This is a genomic window from Paracoccus endophyticus, assembly GCF_003286075.1.
GTDB classification, from domain to species: Bacteria; Pseudomonadota; Alphaproteobacteria; order Rhodobacterales; family Rhodobacteraceae; genus Paracoccus; species Paracoccus endophyticus.
Genome location: NZ_QLUV01000005.1, coordinates 119,343 through 135,055, shown reverse-complemented (window position 1 = coordinate 135,055; position 15,713 = coordinate 119,343). Strand labels below are relative to the sequence as shown.

The window sequence follows — 15,713 nt, the reverse complement described above, 5'->3', positions numbered from 1 at the left end:
CCAGGCGGCTTCGGCTCCTGAGGGCCAGCCGCGCGGCGTTGGCATCTGGGCGGCATCCGATGGGGCCGGGCGGACAGTGCCCAGGGCTGGTGTGCTGAACCCGGCCTTGCTGCACGCGCCCTTTCCAGTCTGACGGCCGGCGCCGTGCTTGTCCCCGGCCTCTGCCTGATCCGGTCGCATCTGCTCGGGTGGGCTTGGCTATCCTGAACGCGCCCCCCCCTCGGCGCACTCAGCAAGAAAAAAAGGCGCTGCCCGCGAGGACAGCGCCCTGGTTGTGCGCGGCGCCCGACGTCAGGGTCCCGTCACCGTGCAGGCCTGCGCGTTCGACGCAAGCTTGCCGCAGACCAGGTGGGCCGACGCCTGTGTCATCCCGGTGAACCGGGCCTCGAAGCCGCGCTTGGTGTTGCCCACGTTGCGCCGCGCGTCGTCCAGGACGGACGCCTCTTGCAGGGCGGTGCGCAGCAGCAGTTGCTCGGCCTCATGCTTGGAGGGGTAGTGGCCCAGCGACACGCCGTAATGGCGGCTGCCCCTGGTCGAGGGGCGCGAGACGATCTCGGTCGCCTCCGGCTCGGACCGGTCGCCCTCTTCGTCCATCGCGGCCAGGATCACCGTGTCCGACTTGGGACGCGGCGCGGCGGATTCGGCCAGCCGGGTCGAGCGGGTCCTGACTTCGGCCGTGGTGGGGATCGTCGATCCGGGCGTCCTGGACGCGACCTGGGGCGCGTTGCCCCGCGGGGCGCGGCTCGGACGCTCGGCGGCGACGGGCGGGGCGGCCGCCACGGCGACGGCCACCGCCTGCTGCGTGCGCGCGCTGGTGCGTCCCGGCCGGGGGGCCGGGCGGGCGCTGGCGGTCATCCGCGGGGCAGGCTTGTCCCGAGCGGCCGCAGCTTCGGGGACGGGTTGCGGCGCGGCCTGCGCCTCGGCCACCGCGGCGGCCAGGCGATCGCCGCGCGGGACCGGGGGCAGGGCCGGCACGGCCGATCCGGGCGTTGCCTTGCGGACCGCCACGGTCTTCAGCTTGACAGGCGCCACAGGGGGCGCGTCGGCCCGGGCGACCTTGACCGAGCGCTTCTTCTCGACCAGGTAGGCCGGCGCCTCGGGCCTTATTTCCCGCACCCGTGTCGGCGCGCTTCCGAACCCGGCGTCCAGCAGTTGCGCCATGACCGCGTTGCGCTGCGCGGTGGACTGCCCCCCCAGAACGGTCGCGATGATCCGCTTGGGGCCGCGCTGCGCCGAGGCGGTCAGGTTGAACCCCGCCGCCCGCGTATAGCCGGTCTTGATGCCGTCCGCGCCCTTGTAGCTGTCCAGAAAGCGCTTGTTCGTGCTGGACACGGTCGCGATCCCGGCATCGGCCGAACGGCGCGAGAAGATCGAGTAGTACTGCGGGAAATCATAAAACAGCCGCCGGCCCAGGATCGTCATGTCGCGGGCCGAGGAATAATGCCCCGACGCGGTCAGGCCGTTGGCGTTGCGGAAGGCGCTGTTGCGCATCCCCAGGGCGCGCGCCATGGCGGTCATCTGCGCGCCGAACTGCGATTCGGACCCGGCCAGCCCCTCGCCGATCACGGTCGCCGCGTCGTTGGCCGACTTGACCGCGGCGGCGCGGATCAGATAGCGCAGCTCGATCTTCTGCCCCGGCCGCAGGCCGAGGCGCGAGGGTGGCTGCGAGGCCGCGTGCGACGACACGGTAAAGCGCGAATCCAGCCGCACCTGCCCGCGCTCGACCGCCGTGAACGCCATGTACAGCGTCATCATCTTGGTCAGCGACGCCGGATGCAGCCGCGCGTCGGCGTTCTGGGAATAGATTTCCTTGCCGGTTCGCGCATCCATCACGAAGGCGGCGAATGGCGCGGCGGTGGCCGATGGTGGCGCAAGCGCCCCCAGCACGGCGATCACCCCCGCAACGAGGGTCATGAGAATATGTTGCACTGTCCCGGTCTCTTTGCCTGCGAGGGCGCGTTCATCATGGCACGCCCTTCATTGATGGACCGAGGATAGCACGGGTCCTTTCCTGCCGAAACGGGCATTTTGCGGGGCGGTTGCAATGCGCAGGGTCAGTGAAGCCGGCCTGCTCGCCCTTTCCTCGGCGCGCCGAGTGTCTATATTGCGAACGTCCAAGCCCCTCGTCCCGACCGCCGATCAGGATCCGACCGTGAACCAGCCGCGCCCGACGCAGCCCCGCATGACCGACCCTGGAAAGCCGCAGGGTCCTGGCGGGGACGCCGACCTTGCCACCAAGGTCAAGCCGAAGACGCAGCGGCCACCGATGTACAAGGTGCTGCTGCTGAACGACGACTTCACGCCCATGGAGTTCGTCGTCCACATCCTGGAACGGCTGTTCGGCATGACCCATTCCCAGGCGATCGAGATCATGCTGACCGTGCATCGCAAGGGGCTTGCCGTCGTCGGCGTCTTCTCGCACGAGGTGGCGGAAACCAAGGTGGCGCAGGTCATGGAACTGGCGCGCCGCCAGCAGCATCCGCTGCAATGCACGATGGAAAAGGAATGACATGGCCGGATCGCGGCTGGACCTGATCGCCCCGCCGGCGGGCACGCTGCTGCTGATCGGCCCCCGCGCCACCGAGGATCTGTCGGGATTCGCCCCCGACCGCACCATCATCCTTCAGGGCTTTCGTCCCGATCACGATGCGCTGGCCGCCCGCGGCTTTCGCGTGGCCTCGTCCCCCGCCGCGCTGCCGGAGGGCGAGGTCGCGGCCGCGATCGTGTTCCTGCCCCGTGCGCGGGCCGAGGCGCGCGCGCGCGTCGCCCTTGCGGCCTCGCGGCTGGCGCCGGGGGCCAGCCTGTGGGTCGATGGTCAAAAGACCGACGGCATCGATTCGATGCTGCGCGAGCTGCGGACGCTCGCCCCTGTGGACGACGTCCAGTCCCGCGCCCATGGCAAGATCCTGCATCTTGCGATGCCCGCGGGCGCGTGGGTGCCCGCGGACTGGGTCGGCGCCGAACGAACCGTCGAGGGCGGCTTCGTGACGGCGCCCGGCGTGTTTTCGGCCGACGGCCCCGACCCTGCGTCGCAGGCCCTGGCCGCGGCGCTGCCGGACCGGATGCCCACCCGTGTCGTCGATCTGGGCGCGGGCTGGGGCTGGCTTGCCGCGCAGGTGCTGGCGCGCCCCGGCCTCGAGACGCTGCACCTGGTCGAGGCCGATGCCGCGGCACTGGAGTGCGCCCGCCGCAACGTGACCGATCCGCGCGCGGTGTTTCACTGGGCCGACGCCACAAGCTTTCGCCTGCCGGACCCCGTGAACGGCGTCGTGATGAATCCGCCGTTTCACGACACCCGCAACCCCGACCCGCATCTGGGCGCGCGCTTCATCCGCGCGGCGGCGGGGCTTTTGACCGGGGCAGGGCGGCTGTGGATGGTGGCCAACCGGCACCTGCCGTACGAGCCGGTGCTGGCCGAGCATTTCGCGCAGGTTCAGGAAATCGCGGGCGACGGGCGGTTCAAGGTGATCACGGCCACCGGGGCGGGCCGCCCGAAACGGCGCTGAGCTAGTCCGGGTGCGCCGCGCGGCAGGCGCGCACGGCCGCCTCGGCGCCGGGCAGCAGCGCCGTCTGCCGGGCCAGCAGGTTGTCGCGCTTGCGCATCTCGGACGCCGGGTCGATCGGCACGCGGTAGCGTTCGACATCGGTCACGTCGCGCAGGCATGGCCGATCCACGATGCGCCGGTTTCCGTCCTTGTCGCGCCACACGGTCGAGCAGTCGCGCCAGACGGTGCGCGTCACCGCGCGCTCTTCCCACGCATAGCCGCGGGCAAGATTTCCCTGCACCTCATCCAGCAGGTTCGTGACCACGCGGTATTCACGGGTGTTCTGTGCGATGCATTGCTGCTGGGGGGTGCCGCAGGCGGCCAGGGTCACGCAGGCCAGCGCGGTCAGGGCAAGGTTGCGGGTCATCGGGGCAGCCTTTAATCAGGGACGCTCAAGCCTAGCGCCGCGCCCTGCGCCCCGCAAATCACGAAAGAGCCCGCGATGGAGATGACCGAGCAGCGCCAGGCCGCCGCCCACTGGTTCCGCGCCCTGCGCGACGAGATCACCGCGGCGTTCGAGGCGCTGGAGGATCGGGGCCCGGGCAGCGCTCGTCCGGGCCGGTTCGAGGTGACACCGACGGCCCGCGAGCAGGGCGGGGGCGGCGGCATCATGTCGGTGATGCGCGGCGGCAGGGTGTTCGAGAAAGTGGGGGTCAACTGGTCCGAGGTGCATGGCACGCTGGCCCCGCGCGCGCAGGCCGCGATGACCGCGCGCGGCGTGCCCGGCCTTGGCGACGATCCGCGGTTCTGGGCCTCGGGCATCAGCCTGGTCGCGCATATGCAGAACCCGCATGCGCCCGCCGTCCACATGAACACGCGGATGTTCTGGACGCCGGGCGCCTGGTGGTTCGGGGGCGGGTCGGACCTGAACCCCTGCATCGACTATGCCGAGGACACCGCGCATTTCCACGCCACGCTGCGGGCGGCCTGCGCGCCGCACGGGGCCGATTACTACGACCGCTTCAAGGCCTGGGCGGACGAGTATTTCTTCATTCCCCACCGTGGGCGTGCGCGCGGCGTGGGCGGCATCTTCTATGACGACCTGAACAGCGGCGACTGGGACGCGGACTTCGCCTTTACCCGCGATGTCGGCGCGGCCTTCCTGCCCGCGTTCCTGCCGTTGGCCGAGCGGCGGATGGGTCAGCCCTGGTCTGATCCCGACCGCGAGGCGCAGCTGATCCATCGCGGGCTTTATGCGGAATACAACCTTGTCTATGACCGGGGAACCCGCTTCGGGCTGGAAACCGGCCACAATGCCGACGCCGTGCTGATGAGCCTGCCGCCGCTGGCCAAGTGGGTCTGATCCGGGCGCGGCGTCAGGCCGCGCCGCTGCGCACCGTCTCGACCATCAGCGCCACGTTGTCGGGGTCCGCGTCGGGCGTGATCCCATGGCCGAGGTTGAAGATATGCGGCCCGCCCGCGAAGGCGCGGATAATGCGGCGGGTCTCGTCCACCAGGGCCGTGCCGCCCGTCACCATGTGGCGGGGGTCCAGGTTGCCCTGGACGCAGCCGCCGGGGCCGGGGCGCTGCACGTTCTGCGCGGCCCATTCGGCACTGACGCCGTTGTCCAGCGCCACGGCGTCGGCGCCGGTGGCGGCGGCGAACCCGACATAGCGCGGTCCCGCCTCGCGCGGGAAGGCGATGATCGGAACGCCGGGATGGCGGTCGTTCAGGGCCGAGACGATCCGGGCCGTGGGGGCGACCGCGAACGCGTCGAAGTCCTGCCCGCGCAGGCTGCCGGCCCAGCTGTCGAACAGCTTGACGACCTCGGCCCCGGCCGTGATCTGCGCCGACAGGTATTCCACCGTCGCGTCGGCGATCCGGTCGATCAGGGCCGCAAACGCCTGACGGTCGGCGGCCATCATGGCATGGGCCGGCGCCTGGTCGCGCGTGCCGCGGCCCGCGACCATGTAGGTCGCCACCGTCCAAGGAGCGCCCGCAAAGCCGATCAGCGTCGTGTCGGCCGGCAACTCGCGCCGCAGGATGCGCACCGTCTCGTAGATCGGGGCCAGCGTGTCGTGGATCGCGGCGGCGGGCCGCAGGGCCTGCACGCCCGCGGCGTCGGTAAGGGTGGACAGCCGCGGCCCCTCGCCGGTGACGAACCACAGGTCGGCCCCCAGTGCCTGCGGCACCAGCAGGATGTCGGCAAACAGGATCGCCGCGTCGAAGCCATAGCGCCGGATCGGCTGCAGGGTCACCTCGGCCGCAAGGTCGGGGTTGTAGCACAGCGACAGAAAGTCGCCCGCCCGGGCGCGGGTCGCACGGTATTCCGGCAGATAGCGACCAGCCTGCCGCATCATCCAGACGGGCGGCACGGGCAGCGTCTCGCCCGCCAGCGCGCGCAGGATGGTCTTTTTCGGTCGGGGGGCAATGGCTGTCTGGGTCATGCGCCCTTGTGGCAAGGCTGCCCGTCGGCTGCAAGCGGGCGTGGCGCAAGCCCGCGCATGGGCGCCCGCACCCGAACGGTTGTCATCGCGCCCGCCCGGCGCTAACCGGGGCGCATGGACGCGCTTCCCACCCCCTCCCGCCCGCTTCGCATCGGCACCCGTGGCTCGGCCCTGGCGCTGGCGCAGGCGCACGAGACCCGCGACCGCCTGATGGCCGCCCACGCGCTGCCGCAGGACGCGTTCGAGATCGTCGTCATCAAGACCACCGGCGACCGCGTGCTGGACCGTCCCCTGAAGGAGATCGGCGGCAAGGGCCTGTTCACCCGCGAGATCGAGGACGCCTTGCTGGACCGGCGCATCGACATCGCCGTCCATTCGATGAAGGACATGCCCGTTCTGCAACCCGACGGGCTGGTGATCGACTGCTATCTGCCGCGCCAGGACGTGCGCGACGCGTTCGTCAGCGGGCGCTGGGCGTCCATCGCCGACCTGCCCGCCGGAACCGTGGTCGGCTCGTCCAGCCTGCGCCGCCGGGCGCAGCTGATGCACCGCCGCCCGGATCTGCAACTGGTCGAGTTCCGCGGCAACGTGCAGACCCGGATGAAGAAGCTGGAGGACGGGGTGGCCGAGGCCACCTTCCTTGCGCTGGCCGGGCTGACGCGCCTGGGCATGCTGGATGTCGTGCGCGGCGTGATCGACACCGACGAGATGCTGCCCGCCGTGGCGCAGGGCGCGATCGGGGTCGAGCGGCGCGCAGCGGATTCCATCGCCGCGTCCCTGCTGGCCGCGATCTCGGACCTGACCACGACCCTCCGGGTCGAGGCGGAGCGGGCCTTTCTGGAGCGGCTGGACGGGTCGTGCGAGACCCCGATCGCCGGGCTGGCCGAGGTGACGGGCGACCGACTGCGGCTGCGGGGCGAGATCCTGTTGCCCGACGGGTCGATGTCCATCCGGGGCGACCGCGAAGGGCCGGTGGCCGATCGCCGCCACATGGGCCGCGACCTGGCCGAAGAACTGCTGGGCCGCGCGCCGCCCGATTTCTTCGACCTGATGGGCATCAGCGCCGAACGCGGGTCGCCGCCGGTCCGCTGACGGGCCGCAATAACCAGGGTCCTGTCCGGCACAGGGACGGGTCGGGTGTGGGCACCGGCGAAAGGGCAATGCTTTCCCCCCGGCACGGCCCCTGGTCAAAGATGTTCGGAGACGCAGGCCGGAACCCGGACCGGACAGGGTGGGCCGGTCCGACGTCAGGACGTCCGTGGCTTGAGGTGCGACCCTCCGGCCACGTCGCAAGGGCGCGTCAGTAGCTGCGGATCAGCCCCACCAGCCGGCCCTGGACGCGAACCTTCTCCTCGGGCAGCACGCGGGTTTCATAGGCAGGGTTCGCCGCCTCAAGCGCGATCATGCCGGCGCGGCGGCGATAGCGTTTCAGCGTCGCCTCGGACCCGTCCACCAGCGCCACGACGATATCGCCGTTGTCGGCGTGATCCTGTTCCCGGATCACCACCACGTCGCCGTCGTTGATCCCGGCCTCGATCATCGAATCGCCCCGCACCTCCAGCGCGTAATGATGGTCGCGGCCGGTCAGCATGGACCCCGGCACGGCGATGTGGTGCGAGACCTCGGAGATCGCCTCGATCGGGACACCGGCCGCGATGCGCCCCATCACGGGCAGCTCGACCGCCGGGCTGTCGCTGACGGCCATCGCCCCGCGGGGCCGCGCGGCCGGGGCAGGACGGTCGTTGGTGATCACGCGGGGCGTGAAGCCGCCCGTCCCCTCGGCCGGGGCCGCATGGCCGCGCATCAGGGCGTCCGGCAGGCGCACGATTTCCAGCGCCCGCGCACGGTGGGGCAGGCGGCGGATGAAGCCGCGTTCCTCAAGAGCGGTGACCAAGCGATGTATTCCCGATTTCGAGCGCAGATCGAGCGCCAGCTTCATTTCGTCGAACGAGGGCGGAACCCCGTCGCGGGCCATGCGCACCTGGATGAATTCCAGCAACTGGATCTGTTTTTTCGTCAGCATTCCGGTCGTTCCCCCGCAAGGCGGCTGTGTTCTGCGATTGTTCTAGCGCAATCGTCCTTGCAGGTCAATGACTAAGCTGATTCGGATTGATAAATGGTTAATGTCGCAAGGGGATGAAGCGGACCGGCGCGCCGGCTTCGCGCGCAGGATCGCCCGCCGGGCGCACCAGCAGCGAATCCGCTTCGGCCATCAGCCGCAGGCGTGCCGAATCCTGATCGGCGAACGGGGTGATCACGGTGCCCCTCTCGTCCTCGGTCCGGGTGGCCCGCAGGTAATGCTGGCGGTCGCCCTCGGGCGGCAGGGGGCAGCCCAGCCGTGCGTGGCGCAGCCGCGGGGCGGGGTTCGGGTCGCCCTGCATCGCCCGCAGCAGCGGCTGCAGGAACAGGATGGCGCAGACCATTGCCGACACCGGGTTTCCCGGCAGGCCCAGCATCGCCGACGATCCCAGCCGGCCGGCCATCAACGGCTTGCCGGGACGCATGGCGATGCGGTGAAAGGCCCGTTCGATCCCCATCGCGGCGGCCACCCGGCTCACAAGGTCATGGTCCCCGACCGAGGCCCCGCCGATGGTCACGATCACGTCATGGCCGGCCGCCGCCGCAAAGGCCGTGCGCAGGCTGTCCTCAGTGTCGCGGGCCAGCGGCAGGATCGTGGTCGCCCCGCCCACCGCCCGGGCCAGCGCGGCCACGGCTAGGTCGTTCGAACTGATGATCTGCCCGGCTGCGGGCGTGTCGCCGGGGCGCACCAGCTCGTCCCCGCCGGCCAGGACCGCGACCCGCGGCGCGCGGGCGACCGTCACGGCCGGCAGGTTCATCGCTGCCAGCAGGCCGATGTCGGCCGCATCGAGTCGACGGCCCGCCGCAACCCGGTCGTTTTCGGAAAAATCATTCCCGCGCGGCCGGATATGCGGCTTTTCGACGGTCGTTTCCAGGATGATCCTGTCGCCATCGCGGCGGACGTGTTCCTGCATGACGACGCGGTCGGCGCCCTGTGGGACCGAGGCGCCGGTAAAGATGCGGACCGCCTGACCGGGTGCCAGCACGCCGGGCCAGCCCGCGCCCGCCGCCGACTGGCCCACCAGGGTCAACGGCCCCGCGCCGTCGCCCGCGCGCACGGCATAGCCGTCCATCGCGGCGGCATCGAACGGCGGCTGCGTCATCCGCGAGCGTGCATCCTGCACAAGCCAGCGCCCGGCGGCGGCATCCAACGGCACGACCTCGGCCTGCGGCGCGGGGGCGAGGTCCAGCACCAGCGCCAGCGCCTCGTCCACCCCGATCATGGCGCGGGTCCGGCCGGATCGGCCCGGAACGCGCCCGACTTGCCGCCGGTCTTGCTGAGCAGCCGGACGCCTTCGATCCGCATGTCCTTTTGCGCGGCCTTGAGCATGTCATAGACGGTCAGCGCGGCGACGGTCGCGGCGGTCAGCGCCTCCATCTCGACCCCGGTGCGTCCGGTGGTGCGGGCCGTCGCGGTGATGCGGATGCCGGGCAGGGCGGGGTCGGGCACAAGGTCCACGGCCACGCGGTCCAGCGGCAGCGGATGGCACAGCGGGATCAGCTCGGCAGTGCGCTTGGCGCCCATGATGCCCGCTAGGCGCGCCACGCCCAGGACGTCGCCCTTGGTCGCGCCGCCCTGGGCCAGCGCCAGCGTTGCGGACGACATCACCACCTGCGCCTCGGCCACCGCTTCGCGCGCGGTCTCGGGCTTGCCCGACACATCGACCATGTGCGCCTGTCCGGCCGCGTCGAAATGCGTCAGCGACATGGCGCGTCCCTTCCACCGTCCAGGATGGCGCGGGTCGCGGCCGCAACATCGGGCTGCCGCATCAGGCTTTCCCCGATCAGGAAACGCCGGACCCCCGCCGCCATCATCCGCGCCAGATCGTCGTGGGTGAACAGACCGCTTTCGCAGACCACGTCGCGGTCTGTCACGCGCGGCGCAAGATCAAGCGTCGTCTCAAGATCGAGCGCGAAGGTCCTGAGATTGCGGTTGTTGATCCCGATCAAGGGCGCGTCCATGCGCAACGCGCGGTCCAGCTCGGCGGCGTCGTGCACCTCGACCAGCGCGTCCATGCCCCAGTGGCGTGCGGCGTCCGCCAGTTCGGCCGCAAGCGCGTCATCGACCGACGCCATGATGATCAGGACGCAATCGGCGCCCCACGCCCGGGCCTCGGCCACCTGATAGGGATCGTGAAGAAAATCCTTGCGCAGCACCGGCAGGTCGCAGGCGGCGCGCGCGGCCGTCAGGTAGTCCGGCGCCCCCTGAAAGCTGGGGCCGTCGGTCAGCACCGACAGGCAGGCCGCGCCCCCCGCCTGATAGGCGCGGGCCAGGGCCGGGGGATCGAAGTCCGGACGAATCAGGCCCCTGGAGGGGCTGGCCTTTTTGATCTCGGCGATCAGGGCGGGGCCGGTCGCCGCGGCGCGGGTCAGGGCGGCGGCAAAGCCGCGCACCGGGGGGGCTGCGCGGGCTGCGGCCTCGACCTCAGCCAGCGGGCGGGCGGCGCGTGCGCTGGCGATCTCGGCCAGCTTGTAGGTCTTGATGCGGTCCAGGATGTCCATGGGTCCGGTTGTGGCCCGCGGCGGCGCGCCGTGCAACCGGGATCAGCCCCACCGCACCGGCGCCTCGCCGCGCGCCGCCAGCCAGGCGTTGACGCGCGAAAACGGCCGCGAGCCGAAGAACCCGCGCCGCGCCGACAGAGGCGAGGGGTGCGGGCTGGCGATCACCAGATCGGCGTCGCGGGGCAGGCCGCGGGCCACCGCCTGTGCCTGCGCCCCCCACAGGACGAAGGCGACCGGGCGGCAGGCCTGCGCGGCGGCAATGGCCTGCCGCGCCAGCCGGTCCCAGCCCCAGCGGGCGTGCGCCCCGGCCGCACCCGGCGCCACCGACAGGGCAGTGTTCATCAGCAGCACGCCCTGCGCCGCCCAGGGGGACAAATCGCCCGAGGCCGGACGCTCGCCGGTGTCGGCCGCAAGCTCGGCCAGGATGTTGGCCAGCGACCGCGGCGGTCGGACGCCCGGGTTGACGGAAAACGCCAGGCCGTTCGCGTGGCCGGGCGTCGGATAGGGGTCCTGTCCCAGGATGACGACGCGGGTGGTGGCAGGGGTCAGCGCCTCCAGCGCGGCGAAGACGCGGCCGGGGCCGGGCAGCCAGTCGCCGTGTGCCAGCCGGTCACGGATCGCAGGCCAGTCCTCGGCAAAGAACGGCAGGTGCGACCAGGCCGCCGGGGGCACCGGGTCCGGGAGAGGGCCGACGGCCGTCAACGGCAGGTCGCCCTGTGCCCCACCGCCTATGCCGGGGCCGCGCACAGCGCCGCCAGCCGGTCCAGCCGGACACGCGCCGCCCCCGAATCGATCGAGGCGCGGGCCATCTCGGCCCCCTCGCGCAGGTCCTGCGCGCGGCCCGCGATCAGCAGCGCCGCGGCCGCGTTCAGCAGCACCGCGTCACGATAGGCCCCGGTCGATCCGTCCAGCAGCGCCCGCAGCGCGGTGGCGTTCTGCGCCGGCTCGCCGCCCACGATGGCCTCGAACGGGTGGACGGGCAGGCCCGCATCCTCGGGGGCGATCTCGAAGCTGGTGATGACGCCATCGCGCAGCTGCACCACCCGCGACGGCGCGGCGATCGACAGCTCGTCCGTGCCGTCGCCGCCGTGGACCAGCCACGCGGTCTGCGAGCCCAGCGCCTGCAACGTCTCGGCCATCGGGCACAGCCAGTCGGCCGAGAACGCGCCGGTCAGCTGGATGCGGACATCGGCCGGATTGGTCAGCGGCCCCAGCAGGTTGAAGATGGTGCGCGTGCCCAGCTCGGCCCGGGCAGGGCCGACATGGCGCATCGCGGGGTGATGCACGGTCGCCATCATGAAGCACAGCCCGATCGCGTCCAGCGCGGCCTGCGCGCGGGCCACGCCGCCCTGCACGTCGATGCCCAGATGCGACAGCGCATCGGCGGACCCGGATTTCGACGACAGGTTGCGGTTGCCGTGCTTGGCCACGGGCACGCCTGCGCCCGCCACGACAAAGGCGGTCGCGGTCGAGATGTTCAGCGTGCCCTTGCCGTCCCCCCCGGTGCCCACGATGTCGATGGCGCCCGCCGGCGCGGTGATGCGGTTCATCCGGGCGCGCATGGCGCGGACGGCGGCGGCGATCTCGTCCACCGTCTCGCCCCGCACCCGCATCGCCATCAGCAGCCCGCCGATCTGCGCGGGGGTCGCGGCGCCGTCGAACAGCGCGCCGAAGGCGGCCTCGGCCTCGGCCGGGGTCAGGGGCCGTGTCGCGGCCAGTCCGATCAGCGGGCGGATGTCGGTGGGCGTGGCGGTCATGCCGCGGCCCCCATGCGGTTGGAACAGCGCGCCAGGAAATTGCGGATCATGGCGTGCCCGTGTTCGGACCGGATGCTTTCGGGGTGGAACTGCACGCCCTCGACCGGCAGGGTCCGATGCGCCAGGCCCATGATCGTGCCGTCCGCGGCGGTCGCCGTGACGCGCAGGGTGTCGGGCAGGCTTGCCGGATCAACGGTCAGCGAATGATAGCGCGTGGCCCGCAGCGGCGAGGGCAGGCCCGCGAACAGCCCGGTGCCGTCGTGGCTGATGTCATCGACCTTGCCGTGCACGATGCGGACCGCGGGCACGACGGCGCCGCCGAACGCCTCGCCGATGGCCTGGTGGCCAAGGCAGACGCCCATGACCGGCAGGCCCGCGTCGGCCGCGGCGCGGATCAGCGGCACGATGATGCCCGCCTGCGCCGGCGCGCATGGGCCCGGAGAGATCAGCACCCCCGCCGCCCGACGCGCCAGCGCCTGCTCGACCGACAGGGCGTCGTTGCGCGCGACCTCGACCCGCGCCCCGGCCTCGCCCAGATAGTGGACAAGGTTCCAGGTGAAGCTGTCATAGTTGTCGATCATCAGGATCGATGGCCCGTCCGGGGTGCCGGATGCGGGAACCAGACAGGGCGACAACGGCGCAAAGGTCATCGGCAGGGCCTTGCAAGGGGGGGTGAACCGCCGGTTGCGGTCGGCTATAGATGGGCCGAAGCGGCGCCGGGGGTCAACCCCGGCGCGGATGGGAACGGGCCGGGCGCCCGGCCGGACGGGGGCGCGAGCGATGGGATTCTGGACCGGCCTGGTTCACGGAACGCTGTTGTGCGGCGCGACGCTGGCCGCCCTGTCGCTGGCCCTGCCGAACGCCGGCCGCGACCGTTCGCCGCCTGGGGCGGATGCAGGCCAGCCCGAGGCGGGTGGTGCGTCCGCGGACGGCGTGCCGCGGAACACGCGCGCAACGGACGGTGCGGGCATGCCAGGGCCGGATGGGGGTGCCGACGGAGGGGAGGCGAGTCTGGACGCGGGCGCGGCGCACGAAAGGAACGGGGCGAGTGTCTCTTTCGGCGGAGCGGGCGACGCGGCTCTGGCGAAGCGGCCCGCAGGCACGGCGGACGTTGAAGTTGGGGCAGGCCTGACAGCGGGCCTGAGTGGGACGGACCGGACGGCAGGCGATGACCTGCCCCGCGGCAACGCCGGCGCGGTGAACGCGGACCTCTCGCCGGCCCCGGTGACGGCTGGCGACACCGGCGCAACGCCTGCCATGGCCGAGGTCCCCAATCAGGGTCTGCCCGCTCCGCAGCCCTCGGGCACCACCTCCATGACAGCAGCCCCCACCGACGCGGCGCGCCCGGACCCCGCGGCCGGCCCGGCGCCCTTGGCCGAGAGCGCCCCGGCCGCCCTGGCGACCGACGCTGCACCCGCGTCCGTGCCCGGCCCGCTGCCGGCCGAGCCGGAAACGGCCGGCGCCGGGGCCGCGTCACCGGCCTCGGCGGCCGAGCGGCTGCCCGAGCCGGTCGGGTCCGAGTTCCGTCGCGCCGCCGACGACGACCCTCGCGCGCCCGCCCCGCTGGCGGCGGACGCCCGGCCGCAGGCGGGGACGCCGGCCACATCCCCCGCCGCGCCCGAGCCCCAGCCGGTCCGGGAATCCGCCGGGCCGGGCCGCCCCGAAGCCGGCGCGCCGCCCGCCATGCCCGCCGCACCCGCGCCGGGTGCCCAGACGCCGGACGTTGCCGCGACGCCACCCGCGTCGGCGGCGGTCGCAGTCGCGCTGCCCGGCAGGGCGGCGGCACCCGCGCCGGACCTTTTACCCCGGCTTGGATCCGCGGCACCGTCCCTGCCGGATGCGCTGGACGGGGCCGCCGACAGCACGCCCGTCGTGCCCGCCGCAGACGTGACCGCCCGTGCCGCAGCGACCCAGGGCACCGACGCGGACCCAGCCGACGCAACTCCGCGCGCCCCCCGGGACGTGGCGCAGGTCGCGCGTGCGGCCGCCGCGCCCGCAGCCCCGCCCGCGACCACGGCACCACTACGCGCCGCGCGGCCGGCGCCCGATCTGCGCCTGCCCTCGCCGCTGCCCGGTGTCGCGGCGCGGCCTGCGGGTGGGGGGCCGGCGGCAGCACCCGCCCTGCCGCCGCCCGCGGCGACCTCGACCGCGCGGCCCGACCTGTCCGACCTTCGCCCCTGACACGGATGCCCCGCCCATGCTGCCCCTGAACCCCGCACTGGCCGCCACCTTCCGCCCCCCGGTGATGGAGGCGCGCCGCTGGCTTGAGGGCGTGACGTTCCCGCCGGATCGGCCGCTGATCAACGTCAGCCAGGCCGCGCCGGTCGATCCCCCGCCGGAGCCGTTGCGCCGCGCCATCGCCCAGGCCGCGCTGGACCGGGCGGATGCGCATCTTTACGGCCCGGTGCTGGGCAACCCCGACCTGCGCGCGCAGGTCGCTGCGGACTGGTCGCGCGCCTATGGCGGGCGGGTCGAGCCTGCCAACGTGGCCATCACGCAGGGCTGCAACCAGGCGTTCTGCGCGGCGCTGGCGACGCTGGCGCGGGCAGGGGACGAGGTGATCGTGCCCGTGCCGTGGTATTTCAATCACAAGATGTGGCTGGACATGCAGGGCGTGCAGGCCGTGCCCCTGACCTGCGGTCCCGGCATGATCCCCGATCCGGCCGACGCGGCGGCACTGATCACCGGGCGCACGCGGGCGATCGTGCTGGTCAGCCCCAACAACCCCTCGGGCGCCGAGTACCCGCCCGAGGTCGTGCGCGGATTTGCCGAACTGGCGCGGGCGCACGGTCTGGCACTGGTGCTGGACGAGACGTACCGCGATTTCGACAGCCGCGAGGGCGCGCCGCACGACCTGTTCGCCGATCCTGACTGGGGCGACACGCTGATCCAGCTGTACAGCTTTTCCAAGGCCTATCGGCTGACCGGGCACCGCGTCGGCGCGCTGATCGCCAGCGAGGCCCGGATGATCGAGGTCGAGAAGTTCCTGGACACCGTCGCCATCTCGACCAGCCAGCTGGGCCAGATCGGCGCGGTCTGGGGGATGCAGCACCTGGGCGACTGGCTGGCCGGGGAGCGGGCCGAGATCCTCGCCCGCCGGCAGGCGATGGACCAGGCCATGGCGGCGTTGCCCGGCTGGCAGGTGCAGGGCTGCGGGGCGTATTTCGCGTGGGTGCGCCATCCGTTCGACATCGGCTCGCCCGACCTGGCGCGCCGCCTGGTGGCCGAGGCCGGCGTCCTGCTGCTGCCCGGCACGATGTTCATGCCGCCGGACGATCCCCAGGGCGTACGCCACGTCCGCATCGCCTTCGCCAATGTCGACCGCGACGGCATCGGCGCGCTTGCCGGCCGGCTGGCGGCCTTTCGCGCCTGAGGCGGCCTGCGCTTGGCCTTGCCGCCCCGCAGGCCGCGCCCTAAACACGGCGCGACGAAAAAGGGCCGCG

Annotated in this window: 16 protein-coding genes; 6 read left to right on the top strand and 10 right to left on the bottom strand. The window is 72.5% G+C overall.

All coding sequences use genetic code 11. The features are described 5' to 3' along the window. Window positions 1-291: 291 nt before the first annotated feature. Complete coding sequence (locus DPQ23_RS08275; protein WP_112874228.1) at window positions 292-1,914, bottom strand: D-alanyl-D-alanine carboxypeptidase family protein; 1,623 nt, start codon at window positions 1,912-1,914, stop codon at window positions 292-294. A 268-nt stretch (window positions 1,915-2,182) separates the two neighbouring features. On the opposite strand from DPQ23_RS08275, the gene clpS reads away from it, so the two are divergent. Next, on the top strand, window positions 2,183-2,509 hold the full coding sequence (clpS, locus tag DPQ23_RS08270; protein WP_112874301.1) for an ATP-dependent Clp protease adapter ClpS: 327 nt from the start codon (window positions 2,183-2,185) through the stop codon (window positions 2,507-2,509). Between the two features lies 1 nt (window position 2,510). After that, the gene (locus tag DPQ23_RS08265) at window positions 2,511-3,506 is read left to right on the top strand and encodes a class I SAM-dependent methyltransferase (RefSeq protein ID WP_112874227.1); all 996 of its coding nucleotides are present in this window, start codon (window positions 2,511-2,513) and stop codon (window positions 3,504-3,506) included. A gap of 1 nt (window position 3,507) precedes the next feature. Here DPQ23_RS08265 and DPQ23_RS08260 read toward each other — a convergent pair whose 3' ends face one another. Continuing rightward, complete coding sequence (locus DPQ23_RS08260) at window positions 3,508-3,912, bottom strand: hypothetical protein (protein WP_112874226.1); 405 nt, start codon at window positions 3,910-3,912, stop codon at window positions 3,508-3,510. A gap of 75 nt (window positions 3,913-3,987) precedes the next feature. On the opposite strand from DPQ23_RS08260, the gene hemF reads away from it, so the two are divergent. Then, window positions 3,988-4,848 (top strand): oxygen-dependent coproporphyrinogen oxidase, encoded by an 861-nt coding sequence (hemF, locus tag DPQ23_RS08255; protein ID WP_112874225.1) that lies wholly within the window; start codon window positions 3,988-3,990, stop codon window positions 4,846-4,848. Between the two features lie 13 nt (window positions 4,849-4,861). Here the strand turns inward: hemF and hemE are convergent, their stop codons facing one another. Next, entirely contained in the window at window positions 4,862-5,932 is a 1,071-nt protein-coding gene (gene hemE / locus DPQ23_RS08250; protein WP_112874224.1) for a uroporphyrinogen decarboxylase, read from the bottom strand. Window positions 5,933-6,046: 114 nt separating this feature from the next. Between hemE and hemC the strand changes: the two genes are divergently transcribed. Next, window positions 6,047-7,024 (top strand): hydroxymethylbilane synthase, encoded by a 978-nt coding sequence (gene hemC, locus DPQ23_RS08245; RefSeq protein ID WP_112874223.1) that lies wholly within the window; start codon window positions 6,047-6,049, stop codon window positions 7,022-7,024. A 208-nt stretch (window positions 7,025-7,232) separates the two neighbouring features. On the opposite strand, the gene lexA is transcribed toward hemC, so the two are convergent. The 7 genes from lexA to DPQ23_RS08210 form a co-directional block, all read right to left on the bottom strand. After that, window positions 7,233-7,955 (bottom strand): transcriptional repressor LexA, encoded by a 723-nt coding sequence (lexA, locus tag DPQ23_RS08240; protein WP_112874222.1) that lies wholly within the window; start codon window positions 7,953-7,955, stop codon window positions 7,233-7,235. Between the two features lie 97 nt (window positions 7,956-8,052). After that, complete coding sequence (locus DPQ23_RS08235; protein WP_112874221.1) at window positions 8,053-9,234, bottom strand: molybdopterin molybdotransferase MoeA; 1,182 nt, start codon at window positions 9,232-9,234, stop codon at window positions 8,053-8,055. After that, on the bottom strand, window positions 9,231-9,719 hold the full coding sequence (gene moaC, locus DPQ23_RS08230; RefSeq protein WP_112874220.1) for a cyclic pyranopterin monophosphate synthase MoaC: 489 nt from the start codon (window positions 9,717-9,719) through the stop codon (window positions 9,231-9,233). The genes DPQ23_RS08235 and moaC overlap by 4 nt, the downstream gene beginning before the upstream one ends. Further along, entirely contained in the window at window positions 9,710-10,513 is an 804-nt protein-coding gene (gene trpC / locus DPQ23_RS08225) for an indole-3-glycerol phosphate synthase TrpC (protein ID WP_112874219.1), read from the bottom strand. Before trpC ends, moaC begins: the two co-directional genes overlap by 10 nt. Before the next feature lie 42 nt (window positions 10,514-10,555). Further along, window positions 10,556-11,215, bottom strand: coding sequence for a uracil-DNA glycosylase (locus tag DPQ23_RS08220; protein ID WP_112874218.1), 660 nt, complete (start codon window positions 11,213-11,215; stop codon window positions 10,556-10,558). A gap of 26 nt (window positions 11,216-11,241) precedes the next feature. Then, the gene (trpD, locus tag DPQ23_RS08215) at window positions 11,242-12,270 is read right to left on the bottom strand and encodes an anthranilate phosphoribosyltransferase (RefSeq protein WP_112874217.1); all 1,029 of its coding nucleotides are present in this window, start codon (window positions 12,268-12,270) and stop codon (window positions 11,242-11,244) included. Beyond that, window positions 12,267-12,851, bottom strand: a complete 585-nt coding sequence (locus tag DPQ23_RS08210) for an anthranilate synthase component II (protein ID WP_240602589.1) — start codon at window positions 12,849-12,851, stop codon at window positions 12,267-12,269. Before DPQ23_RS08210 ends, trpD begins: the two co-directional genes overlap by 4 nt. 733 nt (window positions 12,852-13,584) lie before the next feature. Here DPQ23_RS08210 and DPQ23_RS08205 point away from each other — a divergent pair. After that, window positions 13,585-14,451 carry a hypothetical protein gene (locus DPQ23_RS08205; RefSeq protein WP_162630689.1) on the top strand — a complete coding sequence of 289 codons (867 nt, stop codon included), beginning with the start codon at window positions 13,585-13,587 and terminating at the stop codon, window positions 14,449-14,451. 16 nt (window positions 14,452-14,467) lie between these two features. Next, complete coding sequence (locus DPQ23_RS08200) at window positions 14,468-15,643, top strand: aminotransferase (RefSeq protein ID WP_112874214.1); 1,176 nt, start codon at window positions 14,468-14,470, stop codon at window positions 15,641-15,643. The last annotated feature ends 70 nt before the right edge of the window (window positions 15,644-15,713 follow it).

Bases quoted from the DNA above. Each gene is read 5' to 3' on its own strand.
- DPQ23_RS08275 (WP_112874228.1), bottom strand. From the start codon at position 1,914: ATGACCCTCGTTGCGGGGGTGATCGCCGTGCTGGGGGCGCTTGCGCCA.
- clpS (WP_112874301.1), top strand. From the start codon at position 2,183: ATGACCGACCCTGGAAAGCCGCAGGGTCCTGGCGGGGACGCCGACCTT.
- DPQ23_RS08265 (WP_112874227.1), top strand. From the start codon at position 2,511: ATGGCCGGATCGCGGCTGGACCTGATCGCCCCGCCGGCGGGCACGCTG.
- DPQ23_RS08260 (WP_112874226.1), bottom strand. From the start codon at position 3,912: ATGACCCGCAACCTTGCCCTGACCGCGCTGGCCTGCGTGACCCTGGCC.
- hemF (WP_112874225.1), top strand. From the start codon at position 3,988: ATGGAGATGACCGAGCAGCGCCAGGCCGCCGCCCACTGGTTCCGCGCC.
- hemE (WP_112874224.1), bottom strand. From the start codon at position 5,932: ATGACCCAGACAGCCATTGCCCCCCGACCGAAAAAGACCATCCTGCGC.
- hemC (WP_112874223.1), top strand. From the start codon at position 6,047: ATGGACGCGCTTCCCACCCCCTCCCGCCCGCTTCGCATCGGCACCCGT.
- lexA (WP_112874222.1), bottom strand. From the start codon at position 7,955: ATGCTGACGAAAAAACAGATCCAGTTGCTGGAATTCATCCAGGTGCGC.
- DPQ23_RS08235 (WP_112874221.1), bottom strand. From the start codon at position 9,234: ATGATCGGGGTGGACGAGGCGCTGGCGCTGGTGCTGGACCTCGCCCCC.
- moaC (WP_112874220.1), bottom strand. From the start codon at position 9,719: ATGTCGCTGACGCATTTCGACGCGGCCGGACAGGCGCACATGGTCGAT.
- trpC (WP_112874219.1), bottom strand. From the start codon at position 10,513: ATGGACATCCTGGACCGCATCAAGACCTACAAGCTGGCCGAGATCGCC.
- trpD (WP_112874217.1), bottom strand. From the start codon at position 12,270: ATGACCGCCACGCCCACCGACATCCGCCCGCTGATCGGACTGGCCGCG.
- DPQ23_RS08210 (WP_240602589.1), bottom strand. From the start codon at position 12,851: ATGATCGACAACTATGACAGCTTCACCTGGAACCTTGTCCACTATCTG.
- DPQ23_RS08205 (WP_162630689.1), top strand. From the start codon at position 13,585: ATGACAGCAGCCCCCACCGACGCGGCGCGCCCGGACCCCGCGGCCGGC.
- DPQ23_RS08200 (WP_112874214.1), top strand. From the start codon at position 14,468: ATGCTGCCCCTGAACCCCGCACTGGCCGCCACCTTCCGCCCCCCGGTG.